Here is a 15,510-nt window from a genome sequence, read left to right on the forward strand (position 1 = left end):
TGTGTATCACTTTATGGTCTTAAACTGATATCTCGATCCGAAATCAGCTTTCTTTTATTTAGTCTTAACATGTTGAGATCGTTAAGATATAAAAAGAATAGACGCCAATCTTAAAATAGCCTGAATATTTTTAAATTAACGCAAAGTTAAATTTTTAATGACTTTATAACAAAGCTCATAATTGTTTTATAAAGAATTTGGTGGAATTGTCCGCAATAAAGAATAATCAAATTAACGAATATATTAATGTGAACATTGTTGTTTATAGATTTGTGGTCAAACTGTTGCTTATATCATCAAATAAGATAAAAAATTGGAACTAAAGTCACTTAATGGCAGAGGAAAAAATTAAACTCTGATTGTAATGGGTAATAATGTTTTAGTAACAGATAGTTACGCACTTAAAATTAATAATATGGCTAATTTCCGACAAGGATTGAAAAAGATGAAAGACAAGGAATCTATTCAGACTAATAGCAGCCGCCGTAATTTTCTGAAAGGCGCAACAGGAGCTGTTGTTGCTGGTGTGAGTGCTTCCGCTTTCTCAGGCGTAGCTCAAGCACGAGAACAGAAAATTGATTGGATCAGCCGCGGGCTAGGTAGAAAACACGATAAGCGCTTCTGGCGTAAAGTGCGAAGACAGTTCGTTTTGGACAAACGAACCACTTACATGAACATTGGTACAACAGGTTCAATGCCAAAACATGTTCTTGAAGATTACGAGCATAACAACAAGCTGGTGGCTAAATATCCTTGGGATATGAAAGGCAAATTTGGCTCTTGGCCTTATGTTTCAGAGATGGTTAAAGACGTCGCACCAGGTTTTGGTGCTAACCCAGAAGAGATCATTCTCAGCCGCAACACTACTGATGGCTTATGCTCGATCATTAATGGCTTACACTTTGAACCAGGTGATGTGATTCTAACGACACACCATGAACATATTGCTGCAACATCACCTATGAACGTAGCGAAACATCGTTTTGGTGTGGATGTGGTAGAAATTCAACTACCAGTATTTACTGGTACCGAAAACGTTTCTGAGCAAGATTACATTCAAGCGTTCCGAGACGCGCTTGATGCGAATCAAAACGTTCGCCTAATTGTTTTCTCTCATATCACATACAAAACAGGAACCGCGCTACCAGCAAAAGCCATTTGTGCTTTAGCAAAAGAGTATGGTGTACCTACTCTTGTTGATGGCGCGCATACGGTCGGTATGTTTGACCTTGATTTCCACGATATGGATTGTGATTTCTATGCAGGATCTGGTCATAAGTGGCAGTGTGGTCCGGGCGCGACAGGTATTCTGTATGTTCGTGATAACGGTAACCGTTTGAATGAGTATTGGAGTGACCGAGAGAACCCGTTATGGTTGATCAACTCCTCACTTTCTCATGCTGATTACCTAGGTAAACAGCTGCAAATGCAATACATTGGTAACGATAACTATCCTGCGAAACAAGCACTAGTTGATAGTTGCAAAATGTGGGATGAGATTGGTCGAGACCGTATCGAAGAGCGAGTTGTAAGCCTTGGTAGTTTATGTAAAACCTTGCTTCAAGAGTACTTACCACAAGCCAAAATGTATTCACCAAACGTGGAAGGCTTAACCAGTGGCTTAACGACGGTTAACCCGTTCTCCGATGTAACTAATGAAGAGATACTGACGGAATTCCGAGATCGTTTACGTGAAGAGTATGGTTACATCATCCGTACGACTAGCTTTAAGCTGCATAAGGATGATGACTTTGATACTTACGCGCTGCGTATCTCTACGCATTTGTTCCATGACGAACAAGATGTGGAAGGGCTCGTAGTGGCGATGACGAATTTGTATTACTCGTCGTTCTAACATCGTTGTTTATCACTCAAGCGCCCATTATTGGGCGCTTTGTGAAAGGTAAGGATATTATTATGTCAGTCATAACATTCAAAAGAACTTTAGCGACGGTGGCGCTCATGGTTACCTCTGTTGCGTCATCTGCCGCTTGGTCAGACGATTTACAACAAATCCGTGAACGCGGTGTACTGCGTCACATTGGTGTCCCGTACGCTAACTTTGTCTCCTATATTGAACAAGGTGAAGTGGAAACTTTGACTGGCTTGGATGTAGAGATAATAAAAGGTTTTGCCAAGTCGTTAGGTGTTCAGTACCAGTATGTTCCAGCACAGTGGAGCGACGTGGTTGGTAAGTTGACAGGGCAAAATGTGCAATATCACAACAAGCAGGCTGTTGTCGGAGAAAGTGTTCCAATTGAAGGCGACTTGATCGCAAATGGCGTTACTATTCTTGATTGGCGCTCTGAGGTTGTCGATTTTTCACAAGATTATTTTCCTTCAGGTGTATGGTTGGTTTCCAGATCCGACTCTAGTCTGAGCCCGATTAAACCAAGTGGGTCGGTCAATGAAGATGTTAAAAACGTCAAGCAGCTGATCGATGGTCGCGAAGTGTTAGCTTTAGAACATTCTTGCTTGGATCCTAACCTTTATGACTTATATGACACAGGTGCAAAAGTTATATTACCTGATGGGGCGCGTCTCCTTAATGAGATGGTTCCAGCGATAATGAAAAATGATGCGGAAAGCACATTATTAGATGTTGCGGATACGCTAATTGCCCTCGAAAAATGGCCGGGCGAAATAAAAGTCATTGGCCCTATATCTGAAAATCAAAAAATGGCTGTTGCATTCCGTAAAAATTCCCCTGAATTACGCAAAGCATTTGATCGTTATTTAAACTCGATAAAAAAAGACGGTTCATACGAAAAATTAGTAAAAAAATACTATCCATCTATTTACTACTTTTATAACGATTACTTTATAGAAGATAAAAAGAAAGTCCGATGAATAAGGCCGTTAAAAAATTTTCCAGTAAAAGATTTATTACAATAAGCGCAATATTAGTTTCAATTTACCTAGCTATGCTTATTACTGTGACTAGCGTAGGTCAAAATAAATTAAAAGAATCTCAATACAGAGAACTAGATTTAAAAGTTAAAAGTTATGCAAGCACACTCGATAATTTATTTACCATAGCGAGTGAAGATGTTGATAATCTAGCTACAGATAAAACAATACAAACATTCTTTGGTAATTTAGCTTCTGGAATGTCAATGGAGTATGGGTTAGGTGCCAGTTTAATTAATTTAAAGCGTCGCTTCGATGAGAAGATAGACAGTAAGCTAATTAATAGCAGCCAAATCTATAAAAAGCTCACGCTGGTAGGCAGTGATGGAGTCACCATTGTCACCACTGGATCTGAAAACCTTGCCGAGCACAAAATGGACATACAAACCTTAATGACTCAACACGGGCATCCCGAAGAGGTTTGCGCGACGCGATACAATGATGACGTTCGCATTCAAGTCATTAAGCAAGTTAAGTTCTCCGGAAAGCCTGTTGCCTTTTTAATTGCCGATCTTAATAAGAATATTGTTATTGACCAACTTACTAACCAAGAACACGAAGGTAGTTATAGCCGAATGGTGCTAAAAATAAAAGACGTGGAAATGGTTGTATGGGATACCATAAATAAAACACCTTCTCACAATAAGGATGAGAATTATTTCGTTTCTGAGGCTGTAGACGGAAAAATTTACTTTGAAGTGCCTGTGGATAAACATCACTTCAAATTGATGGCGTGGTTCGAGCCTTTGAGTGAACGAGATATATTTACATCACGGCTCTTTATTATTGGTTTGAGTATTCTGGCCGTTATGATCGTCATTGCTTTATGTTATGCATTCATCACGAACAATAATAGGATTGAATTGAAAATTAAGCTTGAGGAAGAAAAAAAGCGTAAAGATATTCTTTCTCAACAGAATAAAAAATTAACGAACGAAATTGAACGTCGAAAAGCGTCTGAAAAAGAACTCGCCTTCCAAGCTAAATATGACATATTAACTAATTTGCCTAATCGTAGTTATGGTTCCGAGCGATTGGCTTTGGAGTTAATTAGGGCATCGCGTAGTGGGTCTAAAGTTTTGGTGATGTTCATCGACTTAGACCACTTCAAGCAGATTAACGATTCAATGGGACACTTTGTTGGGGATGAAATCCTTAAACTCAGTGCTCAGCGACTGTATCAAGTCGCGAGAAAAACAGACTTATTGGCGAGAATTGGTGGGGATGAGTTTTTACTCGTCATCCCTGATTTGCCTGATAATGATACTGCAAAGCGAGTTGCTTCAAGTGTGCTTTCGGCGTTTAACGATCCGTTTGTTTGGAACAACCATGAATTCTTCTTGAGTAGCAGCGTCGGAATGTCTGTGTTCCCGGATGACGGAGACAACGCTGAGCAGCTTCTTGCATGTGCAGATATGGCAATGTATCGGGCGAAACAAGATGGGCGTGATGGCTTTTGTTTTTATAACCATAATATGAACCAAGACTTGCAACGCTACTTAGATCTGGAAAATCGTCTGAGAAGTGCGATCTCCAATCAGTTGTTAGAGCTGTATTATCAGCCAATTATTGAGCTGAGTAGTGGTAAACTCGTAGGGGCAGAAGCGCTAATGCGTTGGAATGATGACAAGTACGGATTCGTAAACCCTGAAGAGTTTATCTCTATTGCAGAGAAAAATGGTTTAATTCATCAAATTGGTGAGTTTGCTATTCAACAAGCGTGTCGACAAGCGGCACAATGGCAAAGTCTGACTCCGTTGTTTGTTTCTGTCAACTTTTCTAGTGTTCAATTTAGGTACTGCGAGCGCTTACTTACGTTTATTAAACACAGCCTTGAGGAGTCTGGTCTTCCGTCAGATAAGTTCGATATTGAAGTGACAGAAAGTCTCCTCTTCAATCACGATTCTGAGCTATTAGACATGCTTAATAACTTACGAGCGTTAGGCACCAAACTTACTATTGATGATTTTGGTACTGGTTATTCTGCGCTGAGTTACTTGCAGAAGTTTCCGTTCGACCGCTTAAAGATTGATCGTAGCTTTATGCAAAATATGTTCGAGAACGACTCAGACCGCGAGCTTGTGAACGTAATCATAGCAATGGCGAAAGCGCTGGATCTTAAGATCGTCGCAGAAGGCATCGAAGAACAGCGTCATGTGGATTACCTGAAAAACCTAAACTGTGAGTTCGGACAAGGTTTCCACTATAGCCGACCATTACCTGCTAAGGACTTTGAAGCACTTTTGGCTAAGCCTACCTGGCTATAATTCCTTTTATAACAACCTCATAGAAAAGCATTAATTGAATTTGTGCCTAGGATTCATTAATGCTTTTCCACCTTAAGGTATAATCCTTCCTCCTTCCTTGAATTACACTACAATTAATTGATGAGTGATAGCCCGTGACGCCCGTCACATAAAGGCTAAGCCTAATTCTAAACGAGTAAATACTCGCCAAAATAACTAGGAAGGAATTTCAAATGTCTTCTGCATTCTACCAACAGATTCAGCAGCAAATCGAAGAAGTAAAGGCGGAAGGCCTTTACAAATCAGAGCGTGTCATTACGTCTCAACAGCAAGCGGCTGTTAAAATCTCTACTGGTGAAGAAGTACTAAACTTCTGTGCGAACAACTACCTTGGTCTTGCTAACCACCCGGCACTTATCGAAGCGGGTAAAGCAGGCATGGACGAGCACGGCTTTGGTATGGCTTCAGTACGTTTTATCTGTGGTACGCAAGACATCCACAAAGAGCTTGAGCAGAAGCTTTCTAAGTTCCTAGGTAAAGAAGATACGATTCTTTACACATCATGTTTCGACGCAAACGCGGGCCTATTTGAAACTATTCTAGGCAAAGAAGACGCAATCATCTCTGACGCTTTAAACCACGCGTCAATCATCGATGGTGTTCGTCTATGTAAAGCGATGCGTTTCCGCTACTCAAACAACAACATGGAAGAGTTAGAGCAACAACTGATCGCTGCGAAAGAAGCAGGTGCTCGCCACATTCTTATCGTAACGGACGGTGTGTTCTCAATGGACGGCGTAGTAGCAAACCTTCCGGCTATCTGTGACCTAGCAGAGAAGTACGGCGCGTTGACTATGGTTGATGACTCTCACGCTGTTGGCTTCATGGGTAAAACTGGTGCAGGTACGCACGAGCACCACAACGTGGTTGACCGTATCGACATCATCACTGGTACGCTAGGCAAAGCAATGGGTGGCGCTTCAGGCGGTTACACGTCTGGTAAAGCGGAAGTGATTGACTGGCTACGTCAGCGTTCTCGTCCATACCTATTCTCTAACTCTGTTGCACCAGCAATCGTAAGCGCTTCTATCCGCGTTCTAGATCTACTAGAAGAGAGCGGTGACCTACGTGATCGTCTATGGGAAAACGCAGCACACTTCCGTACTCGTATGGAGGACGCTGGTTTCACAATGGGTGGTGCTGACCACGCAATCATCCCAATCATGCTTGGCGACGCAAAAGTAGCAGCAGAATTTGCAGAGCGTGCGCTGGAGAAAGGCATCTACGTAATCGGCTTCTCATTCCCTGTAGTACCAAAAGGTCAAGCACGTATCCGTACTCAAATGTCTGCGGCGCACTCTCGCGAGCAACTAGACCGTGCAATCGACGCGTTCATCCAAGTTGGTAAGGACATGGGTCTTATTTAAGATTCTAGGCCTTAGACAATAGGGCCTTTAATTAAGGTTACATTATGAAAATTAAAGCATTATCAAAGCTAAAGCCTGAAGAAGGCATCTGGATGACTGAGGTTGATAAACCTGAAGTTGGCCATAACGACATTCTGATCAAAATTAAGAAAACCGCTATCTGTGGTACAGACGTACACATCTACAACTGGGACGAATGGTCACAAAAGACAATTCCAGTGCCTATGGTTGTTGGTCACGAATACGTGGGTGAAGTGGTTGCGATTGGTCAGGAAGTTCGTGGCTTTGAAATCGGTGACCGCGTATCTGGCGAAGGTCACATCACGTGTGGTCATTGTCGTAACTGTCGTGGCGGCCGTACTCACCTATGCCGTAACACGATTGGTGTGGGCGTTAACCGCGAAGGTGCATTCGCAGAATACCTAGTTATCCCAGCGTTCAACGCGTTCAAGATCCCTGAAGGCATCTCTGACGATCTAGCGTCTATCTTTGACCCGTTTGGTAACGCAGTACACACAGCACTTTCTTTCGACCTAGTAGGTGAAGACGTGCTTATCACAGGTGCTGGCCCAATCGGTATCATGGCAGCAGCGGTTGCTAAACACGTTGGTGCTCGCCACGTAGTGATCACAGACGTGAACGAATACCGTCTAGAACTTGCTCGTAAGATGGGTGTAACACGCGCAGTAAACGTGGCTGAAGAGAAGCTAGAAGACGTAATGGCTGAGCTAGGCATGACAGAAGGCTTCGACGTTGGTCTAGAAATGTCTGGTAACCCAGCAGCATTCAACTCAATGCTAACCACAATGAACCACGGTGGTCGCATTGCACTACTAGGTATTCCACCGTCAGACATGGGTATCGACTGGAACCAAGTTATCTTCAAAGGCTTGGTGATCAAAGGTATCTACGGTCGCGAAATGTTCGAAACTTGGTACAAGATGGCTTCACTGATCCAATCTGGTCTGGATCTATCGCCAATCATCACGCACCACTACAAGATTGATGACTTCCAAGAAGGCTTCGATGTAATGCGCAGCGGTATGTCAGGCAAAGTTATTCTTGATTGGGAATAACTTATTCAAGTAAGAAATGCGCTCCTTTTTGGGGCGCATTTTTGTTTCATGAAGATTTTTGTTTCGGGAAGAAATGGTCGCCAATCTTTTCTAAACTTCTCGTATCGTTCTGCTACTTTTTTTAGATTTTTTCCACTCAACTTCACCCTACCTTCTAACTCATTGTCGATTCTGTATTTGGAATAAGATAATAACCATTTGTTTTTAGTGGTTATTTTTTAGCATTACATGCTTAAAAATCGTCATTTTTAAGTTTAATGTTTTTATTTTCTGTTCGTCTTTATCCTTATCCTGCTTCTTTTTATTGTTTTACATTTTATATGCATTTGGTTTGTCATAATTGAGCTATAACTAATAAAAAGGTTACCGATATACAGTGGAATGTAAAAATGGAGCTTTATATGAAAAGATTTTATCTGATGATGCCTCTGCTCTTAACCTCATTTAGTTGGCAAGCGAATGGAGCGTCAGTGAGCGGTACGATTGATGTTTCAATTAACCTTGTACAAGGTTGTGTGATTAATGGAAATAATGCGGTAGATGCAGCTTCTGGCGTTGGCTTTGGCTCACTTGCCTTTGGAGACGTGCCTGCAATCTTCAGTGAACAAGATGGTGTGGTAAATGGTGGTAGTGCGACGGGTATTGAAGTGCTTTGTAGTAACGGTGTGACACCGACGTTTACATTGGGCACCGGATTGTATGATGCAAGTGCGACCGTTGGTACCTACGCGATGTCAAATGGCGCGCAATTTATTGATTATACGTTGTTTACCGATTCAGACCGAAGCACACAAATTATACAAGGCGGGACGGTAGCTCTGTCTGAATTTACTAGTGCAACATCGCAAACTATTGAGCTTTTTGCGAAAGCTTACGGTACGAGCAGCATTGCCGGCACATACTCCGATACCATCAGTGTGACGCTAAGCTGGTAAAACGTGACGCTGGTTGTTAGGGGCTTTTCACTTGTCGCGATGAGTTTGTGTTCTTTAACTGTGCTGGCTGATGCGACACAAACTTTTCAGGTGTCTGCCACCGTAGATACAGGTTGTTTGATTAACGGCGCAGTACAAGAAGAAAGCGCAACCCAAGCCGGGCAAATAGGCACGTTAGATTTTGGTGAGCATTCTTCAGTTTACGCGACGGAAGTACAAGGCAGCATCACTTACAGTTCATCACTCACATTAAGTTGTACTCCGGGTATTACGATGAATGTTTCCGTAAATGGCGGGATGAATGCATTGGACGGTGTACGTAAGCTAAAGCACAGTGAAGAAGCGACAACGGTAGATTACTTTTTGTTTCAAGATCTAAATTATACGCAGGTGCTTGATATTGACACGCAATACTCCGTCGATACCGACCAAGACCCAGATAATATTCAGTTTCCTATCTGGGCAAAGGCGACAATAAATGGGAATGAAATGGCTGGAATTTATATGGATACGCTTACGCTGACATTAGAGTGGTAAGTGAACTTTGGAGGGGTGAAATGGAATTCATACTCAAAAAACTATTATTAATAACCTTCCTTTTTGTTTTTTTCTCAAATGCCAATGCTAACTCATTATTAATTTGGCCGATTTACCCCAAAATATCAGAGGAGAGTAATGCAACGTCACTTTGGATGGTGAATAAAGGCAGTGCTGATTCTTATTTGCAAGTGAGAATTTTTAAGTGGGAACAAAACGAAGGAGAAGATAGCTATTCAAGTCAAAGCCAGTTAATTGCAACTCCTCCGTTTGTCAAAATTGAACCAGGTGAAAAGCAGTTAATCCGCATCATCAACCAAGATGAGGCCTCTGCGGGTAAGGAGTATGCATACCGAGTGATCATAGATGAATTACCGCCAACTCAAAACCCTCAAACAGAATTGACGGAAAATGAACTCGCTGTAAAAGTCCGAATGCGTTACTCGATACCTTTGTTTATTTACGGGAAAGGGCTGACTGATACTCAAAAACCAAACCGTGACAGTGAATTATGGGGTGATTTACAGGCACAGTTTATTAAGAAAAATAATCAGCGTTTTGTTCACATTAAAAATTCAGGAAAACACCATGTTCGCTTAGTGAATTTACAGTTGAATCTACCAAATAAAGATCCTGTCGTTATTTCCGATGGACTAGCTCGCTATATTCTTCCTGAACAGTATAAGGTTTGGTCTATTCCCCATAGTAATGTCAGACCCTTGAGTTTGAGCGCGAATATTGGAGGTAAACGTTACCAAATACCATTGAAGCAATAATGAATAGATTTAAAACAATGAATGCTTTCTTTTGGTTGGTATTACTTAGCGTAACCTGGAGCAGTATTGGTCTTTGTGCAAATTCAGCAAACCACTTCTCTGAGCTACCGAGTCCTGAAAATTTCTCATTAGAAAAGTTTGAGAATATTAGCCTCAATCTGGAGTTGGTGATCAATCAAAGAGCAACAGGGCTTGTTGCGAAAGTTGAGCGAGTTGGCGATCAGTTCTTTTTGCTCCGGGAGGACCTCATTTCAGTTGGGGTTACCGCCACGTCGTTGCCTGGAACCGAAGAGAGACTTGAGGTTACGTCTATCCCAGGTGTTAACGTGCGTTACTTGCAATCGTCATTGCAACTTGCAATTGACGTACCGCCTAATTGGTTACCGATGCAGAGCTTATCAGCGCAGGATATGGGGCGATTTTCCCCGGCTCAGTTTGGGCGTGGTGGCCTGCTTAACTACAACGTATTTGGTGTGTACGAGAACGAAAGCCGACAAAAGGAGGTTTCTATAAATCATGAAGTCAGAGCCTTTTCTGAGTTTGGCGTTTTTTCTACTACCGGGATATTTAAATCTAACTTTCATCGCGATGTTCAGTCCCAGCAAAGCAGCCAGTACACTCGTTTTGATACGAGTTACGAGTACGTCAATCAAGAGAAGCGAATTCGTATAGAGGTAGGGGACTATATTGTTCGCCCTTTATCTTGGAGCCAACCAGTAAGACTGGCGGGTATTCAGTTGTCACATGATTTCTCTATGCGTCCGGATGTCGTGACGACGCCGTTACCTGCATTTTACGGTGAGGTCACTGCGCCCACTACGTTAGATTTGTTTATCAATGGCTTTAAAACTGACTCAATGAATGTTGGGCCCGGTCCTTTCATTATTAACGATATTCCAATGCTCTCTGGTGCTGGGGAAGCAACGGTAATTGCAACGGATGCTCAAGGTAAGCAAACGGTCATGACCAGCCCATTTTTTCTCTCTTCCGATCTACTCAAGACCGGATTTACATCTTACAGTGCGAGTATTGGTGCGATCAGAGAAAACTTCGGTAATGCATCTAACGACTATGGAGACGGTGGCGTGGTTACCGCTCTGCGTCATGGCATGACTGATTGGTTAACATTAGAAGCTCAAGCTGAAGCAAAAGATGACCTGATCGTTGCGGGGTTGGGCTTTGTCACCAATGCTTTCAACTTGGGTACGGTGGATGCCTCGTTTCGTGTGAGTAATTTTCAGGATCAATCTACCTCATATGCGCTAGGTTATAGTTATCAGTCTCGGTTGTTTAGCTTCGCTGCTCGAACTCAAGTAGAACAAGCCGACTTTTATACCTTATCTCATTTACCAAATTACGAAATGCTCGATGAAGGCAAGGACGCTTCACTCGCGTCGCGCCATCTATCACAAATCAATATGGGAGTGCGTTTGGGAGATTGGGGCTCACTTTCTGGTGGGTACTTTGATATTCAACAATCCGACTCAGATTCACGTACCCTAAATCTTACTTATAGCTACGCTCTGCCTTTTAATATCAATATGTCCCTTTCTTACAACCATAGTATTGGTGGTCAGAGTGTTACGCTGGCGCAATTCTCTCTACCTTTCAGTTCTTTGGGGGGAAGTTCGGGGTTAACGCTGAAAAGAGAGGATGATGGCGATGTTAGAGGGCGAGTGGGTTACAGCCGCCTTGCGCCAATACGAGGTGGGTGGGGCGTCAATTTAGCGCATGATATTAACGAACACCCAGAAAACCGTAAACAGGCCGATTTGACCTACCGTGCGTCATGGGCGCAGTTCAGAGCGGGGTTAAATGGCACCAGTGGCGACTATGATTATTTTGCGGAAATGGCAGGTTCGGTCTCTACGTTGGATGGAGAAATATTCCCGGCGAATGAAGTGTATGACAGCTTCGCAGTGGTGAGCACCAGTGGTTTTGAAGGTATTCCGGTTAAATATGAAAATCAAATTGTCGGAGTGACAGACGATGAAGGTTACTTACTTGTTCCTTGGGCTACGGCGTATTACACCGCCAAATATGAAATCGATCCACTTAATTTACCTGCCAATGCTGCGTTTTCTGCAACAGAGCAGTTTGCTTCGATACATTCGGGCTACGGCTACCTGTTAGAGTTCCCAATAGAGCTACAAGTTGCACTGAGCATGACGGTGGTAGACGAAAATCATTTGTTCCTTCCGATTGGTACATATGGCCGCTCAGAAACGGGCTTAACAAGCCAAATTGGTTGGGATGGTTTTACCTACTTTGAAGGCGTTGACCCAGGCCGCTACATTCAGTTTTATCCTCAAGGACAGCCGCCATGTAAAGTGTTTATTGAGGGGTTGTATCAGCGTGAGAGTCAAAAAATACAAACATTGCCTGAGCAGGTTTGTATCAAAGCCGAAGAAGAGGCCGCACTATGATTTTGCGCCGCTGGCTTGCTAGCCTACTTCTCTTTTTCTCGTGCTCGACAATGGCTTGTCAGCTCACGGCGGCAACACCTTTAATCTTGTTTGGCAATGTTTCTTCGTTTACTGTTTCAAGCTCTCAGCAGCAAAGCTCAGCTCAGCCTCATGCGGGGATTACGTGTGACTTTTCTACACTTGTGTCTTTGTTAAGTGGCGACTACGTATCAGCAACGTTTAACAGCATAAATAATGGTTTGCTATTAAATGAGGATGATCCGAGTTCGGAGCTCAGCTATCAGATTTTTGGCGATCCAGGTCTTTCACAAGAGTATGTATTCGGCCAAACTTACAATTTTTTTGAAATCGGGTTAATCGATTTACTCGGGTTGTTTGGCACTCAAGCCGAGTTTCCGCTCTATGCTCGGACGGGAGTGGGTAGTAATCTTTCCGCTGGGACTTATAAAGACCAAATCACCGTATCCTGGATTTGGGATTACTGTAAGGGGATCGGGGTTCTAGGGGTATGCATTGGCCGCGCCAATGGCAGCGCTCAAAGCGTGATTACGGTTGAGTTGGAAGTGACCCCTGATTGTATGATCACAGCGCCAGATATTGATTTTGGTTCGTCCCCATTAGTGGCCGGTTTTGAACCAGTCAGTCAGGTTATATCGTTAACTTGTACCAAGAATAGTTCCTTCTCCATTGGCTTGAATGATGGCCTAAATGCGTCCGGCGGTCAGCGGCGAATGATTTCTAGTGGTCACTATTTGGAGTATGAAATCTATAAGTCATCAACGATGGAGCGCTGGGGAGGAACCAGTTCTGAACGTCGTGAACACAGTGACGTCGATACTGGCGGCTCCATTCCTGATGGTATCACTCCACAGAATTATAATTATCGCGCGCAGATACTAACCAGCCAAACGACCCCTCCTGCAGGTACTTACACCGACTCAATAATCGTTGACGTTCAATTTTGAGCATCATGTCAATTACATCATTAGAGGCTTCTATTCCAAAAATCTTTTGTAATCATAGTTTTCACTCTGTCACTGCTTAATTTTGTGAGATTAGTATGGCTTTATTCTCACGGAATTTAACTTTCAGAAATAAGGAAAATGATGAAGAAGTCACTAACAACATTAGGTTTGGCACTGGTATTTACAGGAACAGCTTATGCAGCAAGCTGGGGCTACGAGGGAAACCATGGGCCAGCTCATTGGGGTGAGTTTGCATCTGAGTGCGCGAAAGGTCAAAACCAGAGCCCAATCAACATTGAATCGGCGACCGAAGCGAAGCTAGAAAAATTGAATTTCGACTACGAAGGAAAGGCAATTTCACTGCTGAACAATGGTCACACTTTACAGACTGGTTTAGAAGGTAAAAACACACTCACCATTGATGGTAAAGAGTTTACGTTGAAACAGTTCCACTTCCATACGCCATCTGAAAACCATGTGGATGGTAAAGAATACCCACTAGAAGTACACTTTGTGCATGCCGACAAAGTAGGTCATCTAGCTGTTGTCGCGGTGTTCTTTAAACTGGGTGACACGAACCCAGATTTAGCTAAGATGCTAGCTAACATTCCAACTAAAGATCAAGATGTTACCATCAAGGTTCCATTTGATGCGGATGCCCTTATCCCAAGTGATAAAGACTACTACCGCTTTAACGGCTCACTAACGACACCACCATGCTCTGAAGGTGTGCGTTGGTTGGTGATGAAAGAAGCACAAACTATTTCTCCTGAGCAGATAAAATCTTTTTCGGAAGTAATGGGGAAAAACAATCGCCCAATCCAACCGCTGAATGCACGTATGGTGTTAACGCAACAATAACCACTTCATGCGAAGAAAAATAAAAAGCCCGCTTAAACATAGCGGGCTTGATTATTTGGGTATTGGTGAAAACTAGAAGCCGTGATCTTCTTGCTCTTCCGCTTTTACCATTTGTATAGGATCAAGCTTAAGCGTCTGAGTAGGGAACGCGATATCTGCATCGTGTTCTTTAATGATGTTGATTACCTTAAGCAGTATGTCCTGCTTAACCTCATGGTATCTCACCCAATTCACGGTTTTAGTAAAGGTATAGATAAAGAAGTGCAATGATGATGGACCGAATGTATCGAAATTAACGATAAGTGTTTGGCGTGCATCAATGTCTTTGTGATTTTTCAGCATTTCTTTTACCGCGGTGATAATTTGCGGCATTTTTTCTGCATCGTCGTAACGAAGTCCAATTTTTTCGTAGATACGTCGGTTCAGCATGCGAGATGGGTTTTCTACGACAATGCTGCTAAACACTGAGTTTGGTACATACAGTGGACGCTTATCGAAAGTTCGGATAATGGTCATGCGCCAGCCAATGCGTTCTACTGTCCCCTCTATTTGTCGGTCTGGAGAACGGATCCAATCGCCAACTTTAAATGGACGATCGAAGTAGATCATAAGACCTCCAAAAAAGTTAGACAGCAAATCCTTCGCCGCTAAACCGACGATCAAACCACCAACACCACCGAAGGTAAGGAGGCCCGATAGTGACAGACCAAATGCCTGCATTACGGTTAGAATTCCGACGGTAATAAAGAACAGGCGCGCGACCTTAGCTATCGCTTGTACTGTTGTTTCATCTCGGTTCTTTTGTTCGAGAACATGCTCTTCAACATTGGTAATGAGCCGCATAACGGTCCATACGAAGATGCTGATGATTAAAATCAGTTTCAGCGTACTTAACCAGTTTATTTTATCGTTGAGCTCGCTCTCCAATATGATGCCGATAGAGACGGTTGCTGGCCAACACCAAATTAGTGTACTGACTGGCGCTTTTAGCGCATCAAGCAACATATCATCCCAGTGGAAGGGCGTTTTCTCTACGAGCGCAGCGAGGCGAGAGCGAATCAGCCGCCAAGCTATCCAAGCTATAAAGCTAGCGAGCGTAATGAAAAGGACGCTCCCACTCCAATTTTGATGAGACGTTTCAATGTAGCTTTGTAATTCGGTAAACCACTGTGGCATATGTAACTTATTTCTAGTGAACCATGGAAGGAAAGGTAGCAGATATTACTCCTTCACCCCAGTGATTTCCTTTAAATCATTTACTTATGTCTAAACCGTCCGAGATGGACTTTTCCTTCCGATGACAAGAGAGTCACCTCAATGTTCTGTTGAGCGACCGCCTCATGCATGTTCA

At 42.9% G+C, this 15,510-nt stretch carries 12 protein-coding genes; 11 read left to right on the forward strand and 1 reads right to left on the reverse strand.

Annotation, left to right across the window (positions count from 1 at the left end):
* Positions 1 to 445: 445 nt before the first annotated feature.
* The 11 genes from R7M72_RS06395 to R7M72_RS06445 all read left to right on the forward strand — a co-directional run bounded on the left by R7M72_RS06395 (position 446) and on the right by R7M72_RS06445 (position 14,159).
* On the forward strand, positions 446 to 1,855 hold the full coding sequence (locus R7M72_RS06395; RefSeq protein ID WP_258649501.1) for an aminotransferase class V-fold PLP-dependent enzyme: 1,410 nt from the start codon (positions 446 to 448) through the stop codon (positions 1,853 to 1,855).
* Positions 1,856 to 1,917: 62 nt separating this feature from the next.
* Positions 1,918 to 2,850: a transporter substrate-binding domain-containing protein gene (locus tag R7M72_RS06400; protein ID WP_042521667.1), complete on the forward strand. Its 933-nt coding sequence runs from the start codon at positions 1,918 to 1,920 to the stop codon at positions 2,848 to 2,850.
* Positions 2,847 to 5,177 carry a putative bifunctional diguanylate cyclase/phosphodiesterase gene (locus tag R7M72_RS06405; protein ID WP_258649500.1) on the forward strand — a complete coding sequence of 777 codons (2,331 nt, stop codon included), beginning with the start codon at positions 2,847 to 2,849 and terminating at the stop codon, positions 5,175 to 5,177. Before R7M72_RS06400 ends, R7M72_RS06405 begins: the two co-directional genes overlap by 4 nt.
* 212 nt (positions 5,178 to 5,389) lie before the next feature.
* Positions 5,390 to 6,583, forward strand: coding sequence for a glycine C-acetyltransferase (locus R7M72_RS06410; RefSeq protein WP_005375095.1), 1,194 nt, complete (start codon positions 5,390 to 5,392; stop codon positions 6,581 to 6,583).
* Between the two features lie 44 nt (positions 6,584 to 6,627).
* Positions 6,628 to 7,659 (forward strand): L-threonine 3-dehydrogenase, encoded by a 1,032-nt coding sequence (tdh, locus tag R7M72_RS06415; protein WP_005383983.1) that lies wholly within the window; start codon positions 6,628 to 6,630, stop codon positions 7,657 to 7,659.
* A gap of 389 nt (positions 7,660 to 8,048) precedes the next feature.
* The gene (locus R7M72_RS06420; RefSeq protein WP_021035866.1) at positions 8,049 to 8,594 is read left to right on the forward strand and encodes a spore coat U domain-containing protein; all 546 of its coding nucleotides are present in this window, start codon (positions 8,049 to 8,051) and stop codon (positions 8,592 to 8,594) included.
* 39 nt (positions 8,595 to 8,633) lie between these two features.
* Positions 8,634 to 9,131 (forward strand): spore coat U domain-containing protein, encoded by a 498-nt coding sequence (locus R7M72_RS06425; RefSeq protein WP_017635493.1) that lies wholly within the window; start codon positions 8,634 to 8,636, stop codon positions 9,129 to 9,131.
* A 20-nt stretch (positions 9,132 to 9,151) separates the two neighbouring features.
* The gene (locus R7M72_RS06430) at positions 9,152 to 9,907 is read left to right on the forward strand and encodes a molecular chaperone (RefSeq protein WP_318056108.1); all 756 of its coding nucleotides are present in this window, start codon (positions 9,152 to 9,154) and stop codon (positions 9,905 to 9,907) included.
* 17 nt (positions 9,908 to 9,924) lie between these two features.
* Positions 9,925 to 12,333 (forward strand): fimbria/pilus outer membrane usher protein, encoded by a 2,409-nt coding sequence (locus tag R7M72_RS06435; protein ID WP_017635491.1) that lies wholly within the window; start codon positions 9,925 to 9,927, stop codon positions 12,331 to 12,333.
* On the forward strand, positions 12,330 to 13,298 hold the full coding sequence (locus R7M72_RS06440; protein ID WP_017635490.1) for a spore coat U domain-containing protein: 969 nt from the start codon (positions 12,330 to 12,332) through the stop codon (positions 13,296 to 13,298). Before R7M72_RS06435 ends, R7M72_RS06440 begins: the two co-directional genes overlap by 4 nt.
* Before the next feature lie 141 nt (positions 13,299 to 13,439).
* Positions 13,440 to 14,159: a carbonic anhydrase gene (locus R7M72_RS06445; protein WP_017635489.1), complete on the forward strand. Its 720-nt coding sequence runs from the start codon at positions 13,440 to 13,442 to the stop codon at positions 14,157 to 14,159.
* Between the two features lie 72 nt (positions 14,160 to 14,231).
* On the opposite strand, the gene R7M72_RS06450 is transcribed toward R7M72_RS06445, so the two are convergent.
* Positions 14,232 to 15,335 (reverse strand): mechanosensitive ion channel family protein, encoded by a 1,104-nt coding sequence (locus R7M72_RS06450; protein ID WP_005375107.1) that lies wholly within the window; start codon positions 15,333 to 15,335, stop codon positions 14,232 to 14,234.
* Positions 15,336 to 15,510: the final 175 nt, after the last annotated feature.

It is taken from the genome of Vibrio sp. YT-18 (assembly GCF_033337345.1).
Lineage (GTDB): Bacteria > Pseudomonadota > Gammaproteobacteria > Enterobacterales > Vibrionaceae > Vibrio > Vibrio alginolyticus.

Coding starts and splice junctions, on each gene's coding strand:
- R7M72_RS06395 (WP_258649501.1), top strand. CDS start 446: ATGAAAGACAAGGAATCTATTCAGACTAATAGCAGCCGCCGTAATTTT.
- R7M72_RS06400 (WP_042521667.1), top strand. CDS start 1,918: ATGTCAGTCATAACATTCAAAAGAACTTTAGCGACGGTGGCGCTCATG.
- R7M72_RS06405 (WP_258649500.1), top strand. CDS start 2,847: ATGAATAAGGCCGTTAAAAAATTTTCCAGTAAAAGATTTATTACAATA.
- R7M72_RS06410 (WP_005375095.1), top strand. CDS start 5,390: ATGTCTTCTGCATTCTACCAACAGATTCAGCAGCAAATCGAAGAAGTA.
- tdh (WP_005383983.1), top strand. CDS start 6,628: ATGAAAATTAAAGCATTATCAAAGCTAAAGCCTGAAGAAGGCATCTGG.
- R7M72_RS06420 (WP_021035866.1), top strand. CDS start 8,049: ATGGAGCTTTATATGAAAAGATTTTATCTGATGATGCCTCTGCTCTTA.
- R7M72_RS06425 (WP_017635493.1), top strand. CDS start 8,634: ATGAGTTTGTGTTCTTTAACTGTGCTGGCTGATGCGACACAAACTTTT.
- R7M72_RS06430 (WP_318056108.1), top strand. CDS start 9,152: ATGGAATTCATACTCAAAAAACTATTATTAATAACCTTCCTTTTTGTT.
- R7M72_RS06435 (WP_017635491.1), top strand. CDS start 9,925: ATGAATGCTTTCTTTTGGTTGGTATTACTTAGCGTAACCTGGAGCAGT.
- R7M72_RS06440 (WP_017635490.1), top strand. CDS start 12,330: ATGATTTTGCGCCGCTGGCTTGCTAGCCTACTTCTCTTTTTCTCGTGC.
- R7M72_RS06445 (WP_017635489.1), top strand. CDS start 13,440: ATGAAGAAGTCACTAACAACATTAGGTTTGGCACTGGTATTTACAGGA.
- R7M72_RS06450 (WP_005375107.1), bottom strand. CDS start 15,335: ATGCCACAGTGGTTTACCGAATTACAAAGCTACATTGAAACGTCTCAT.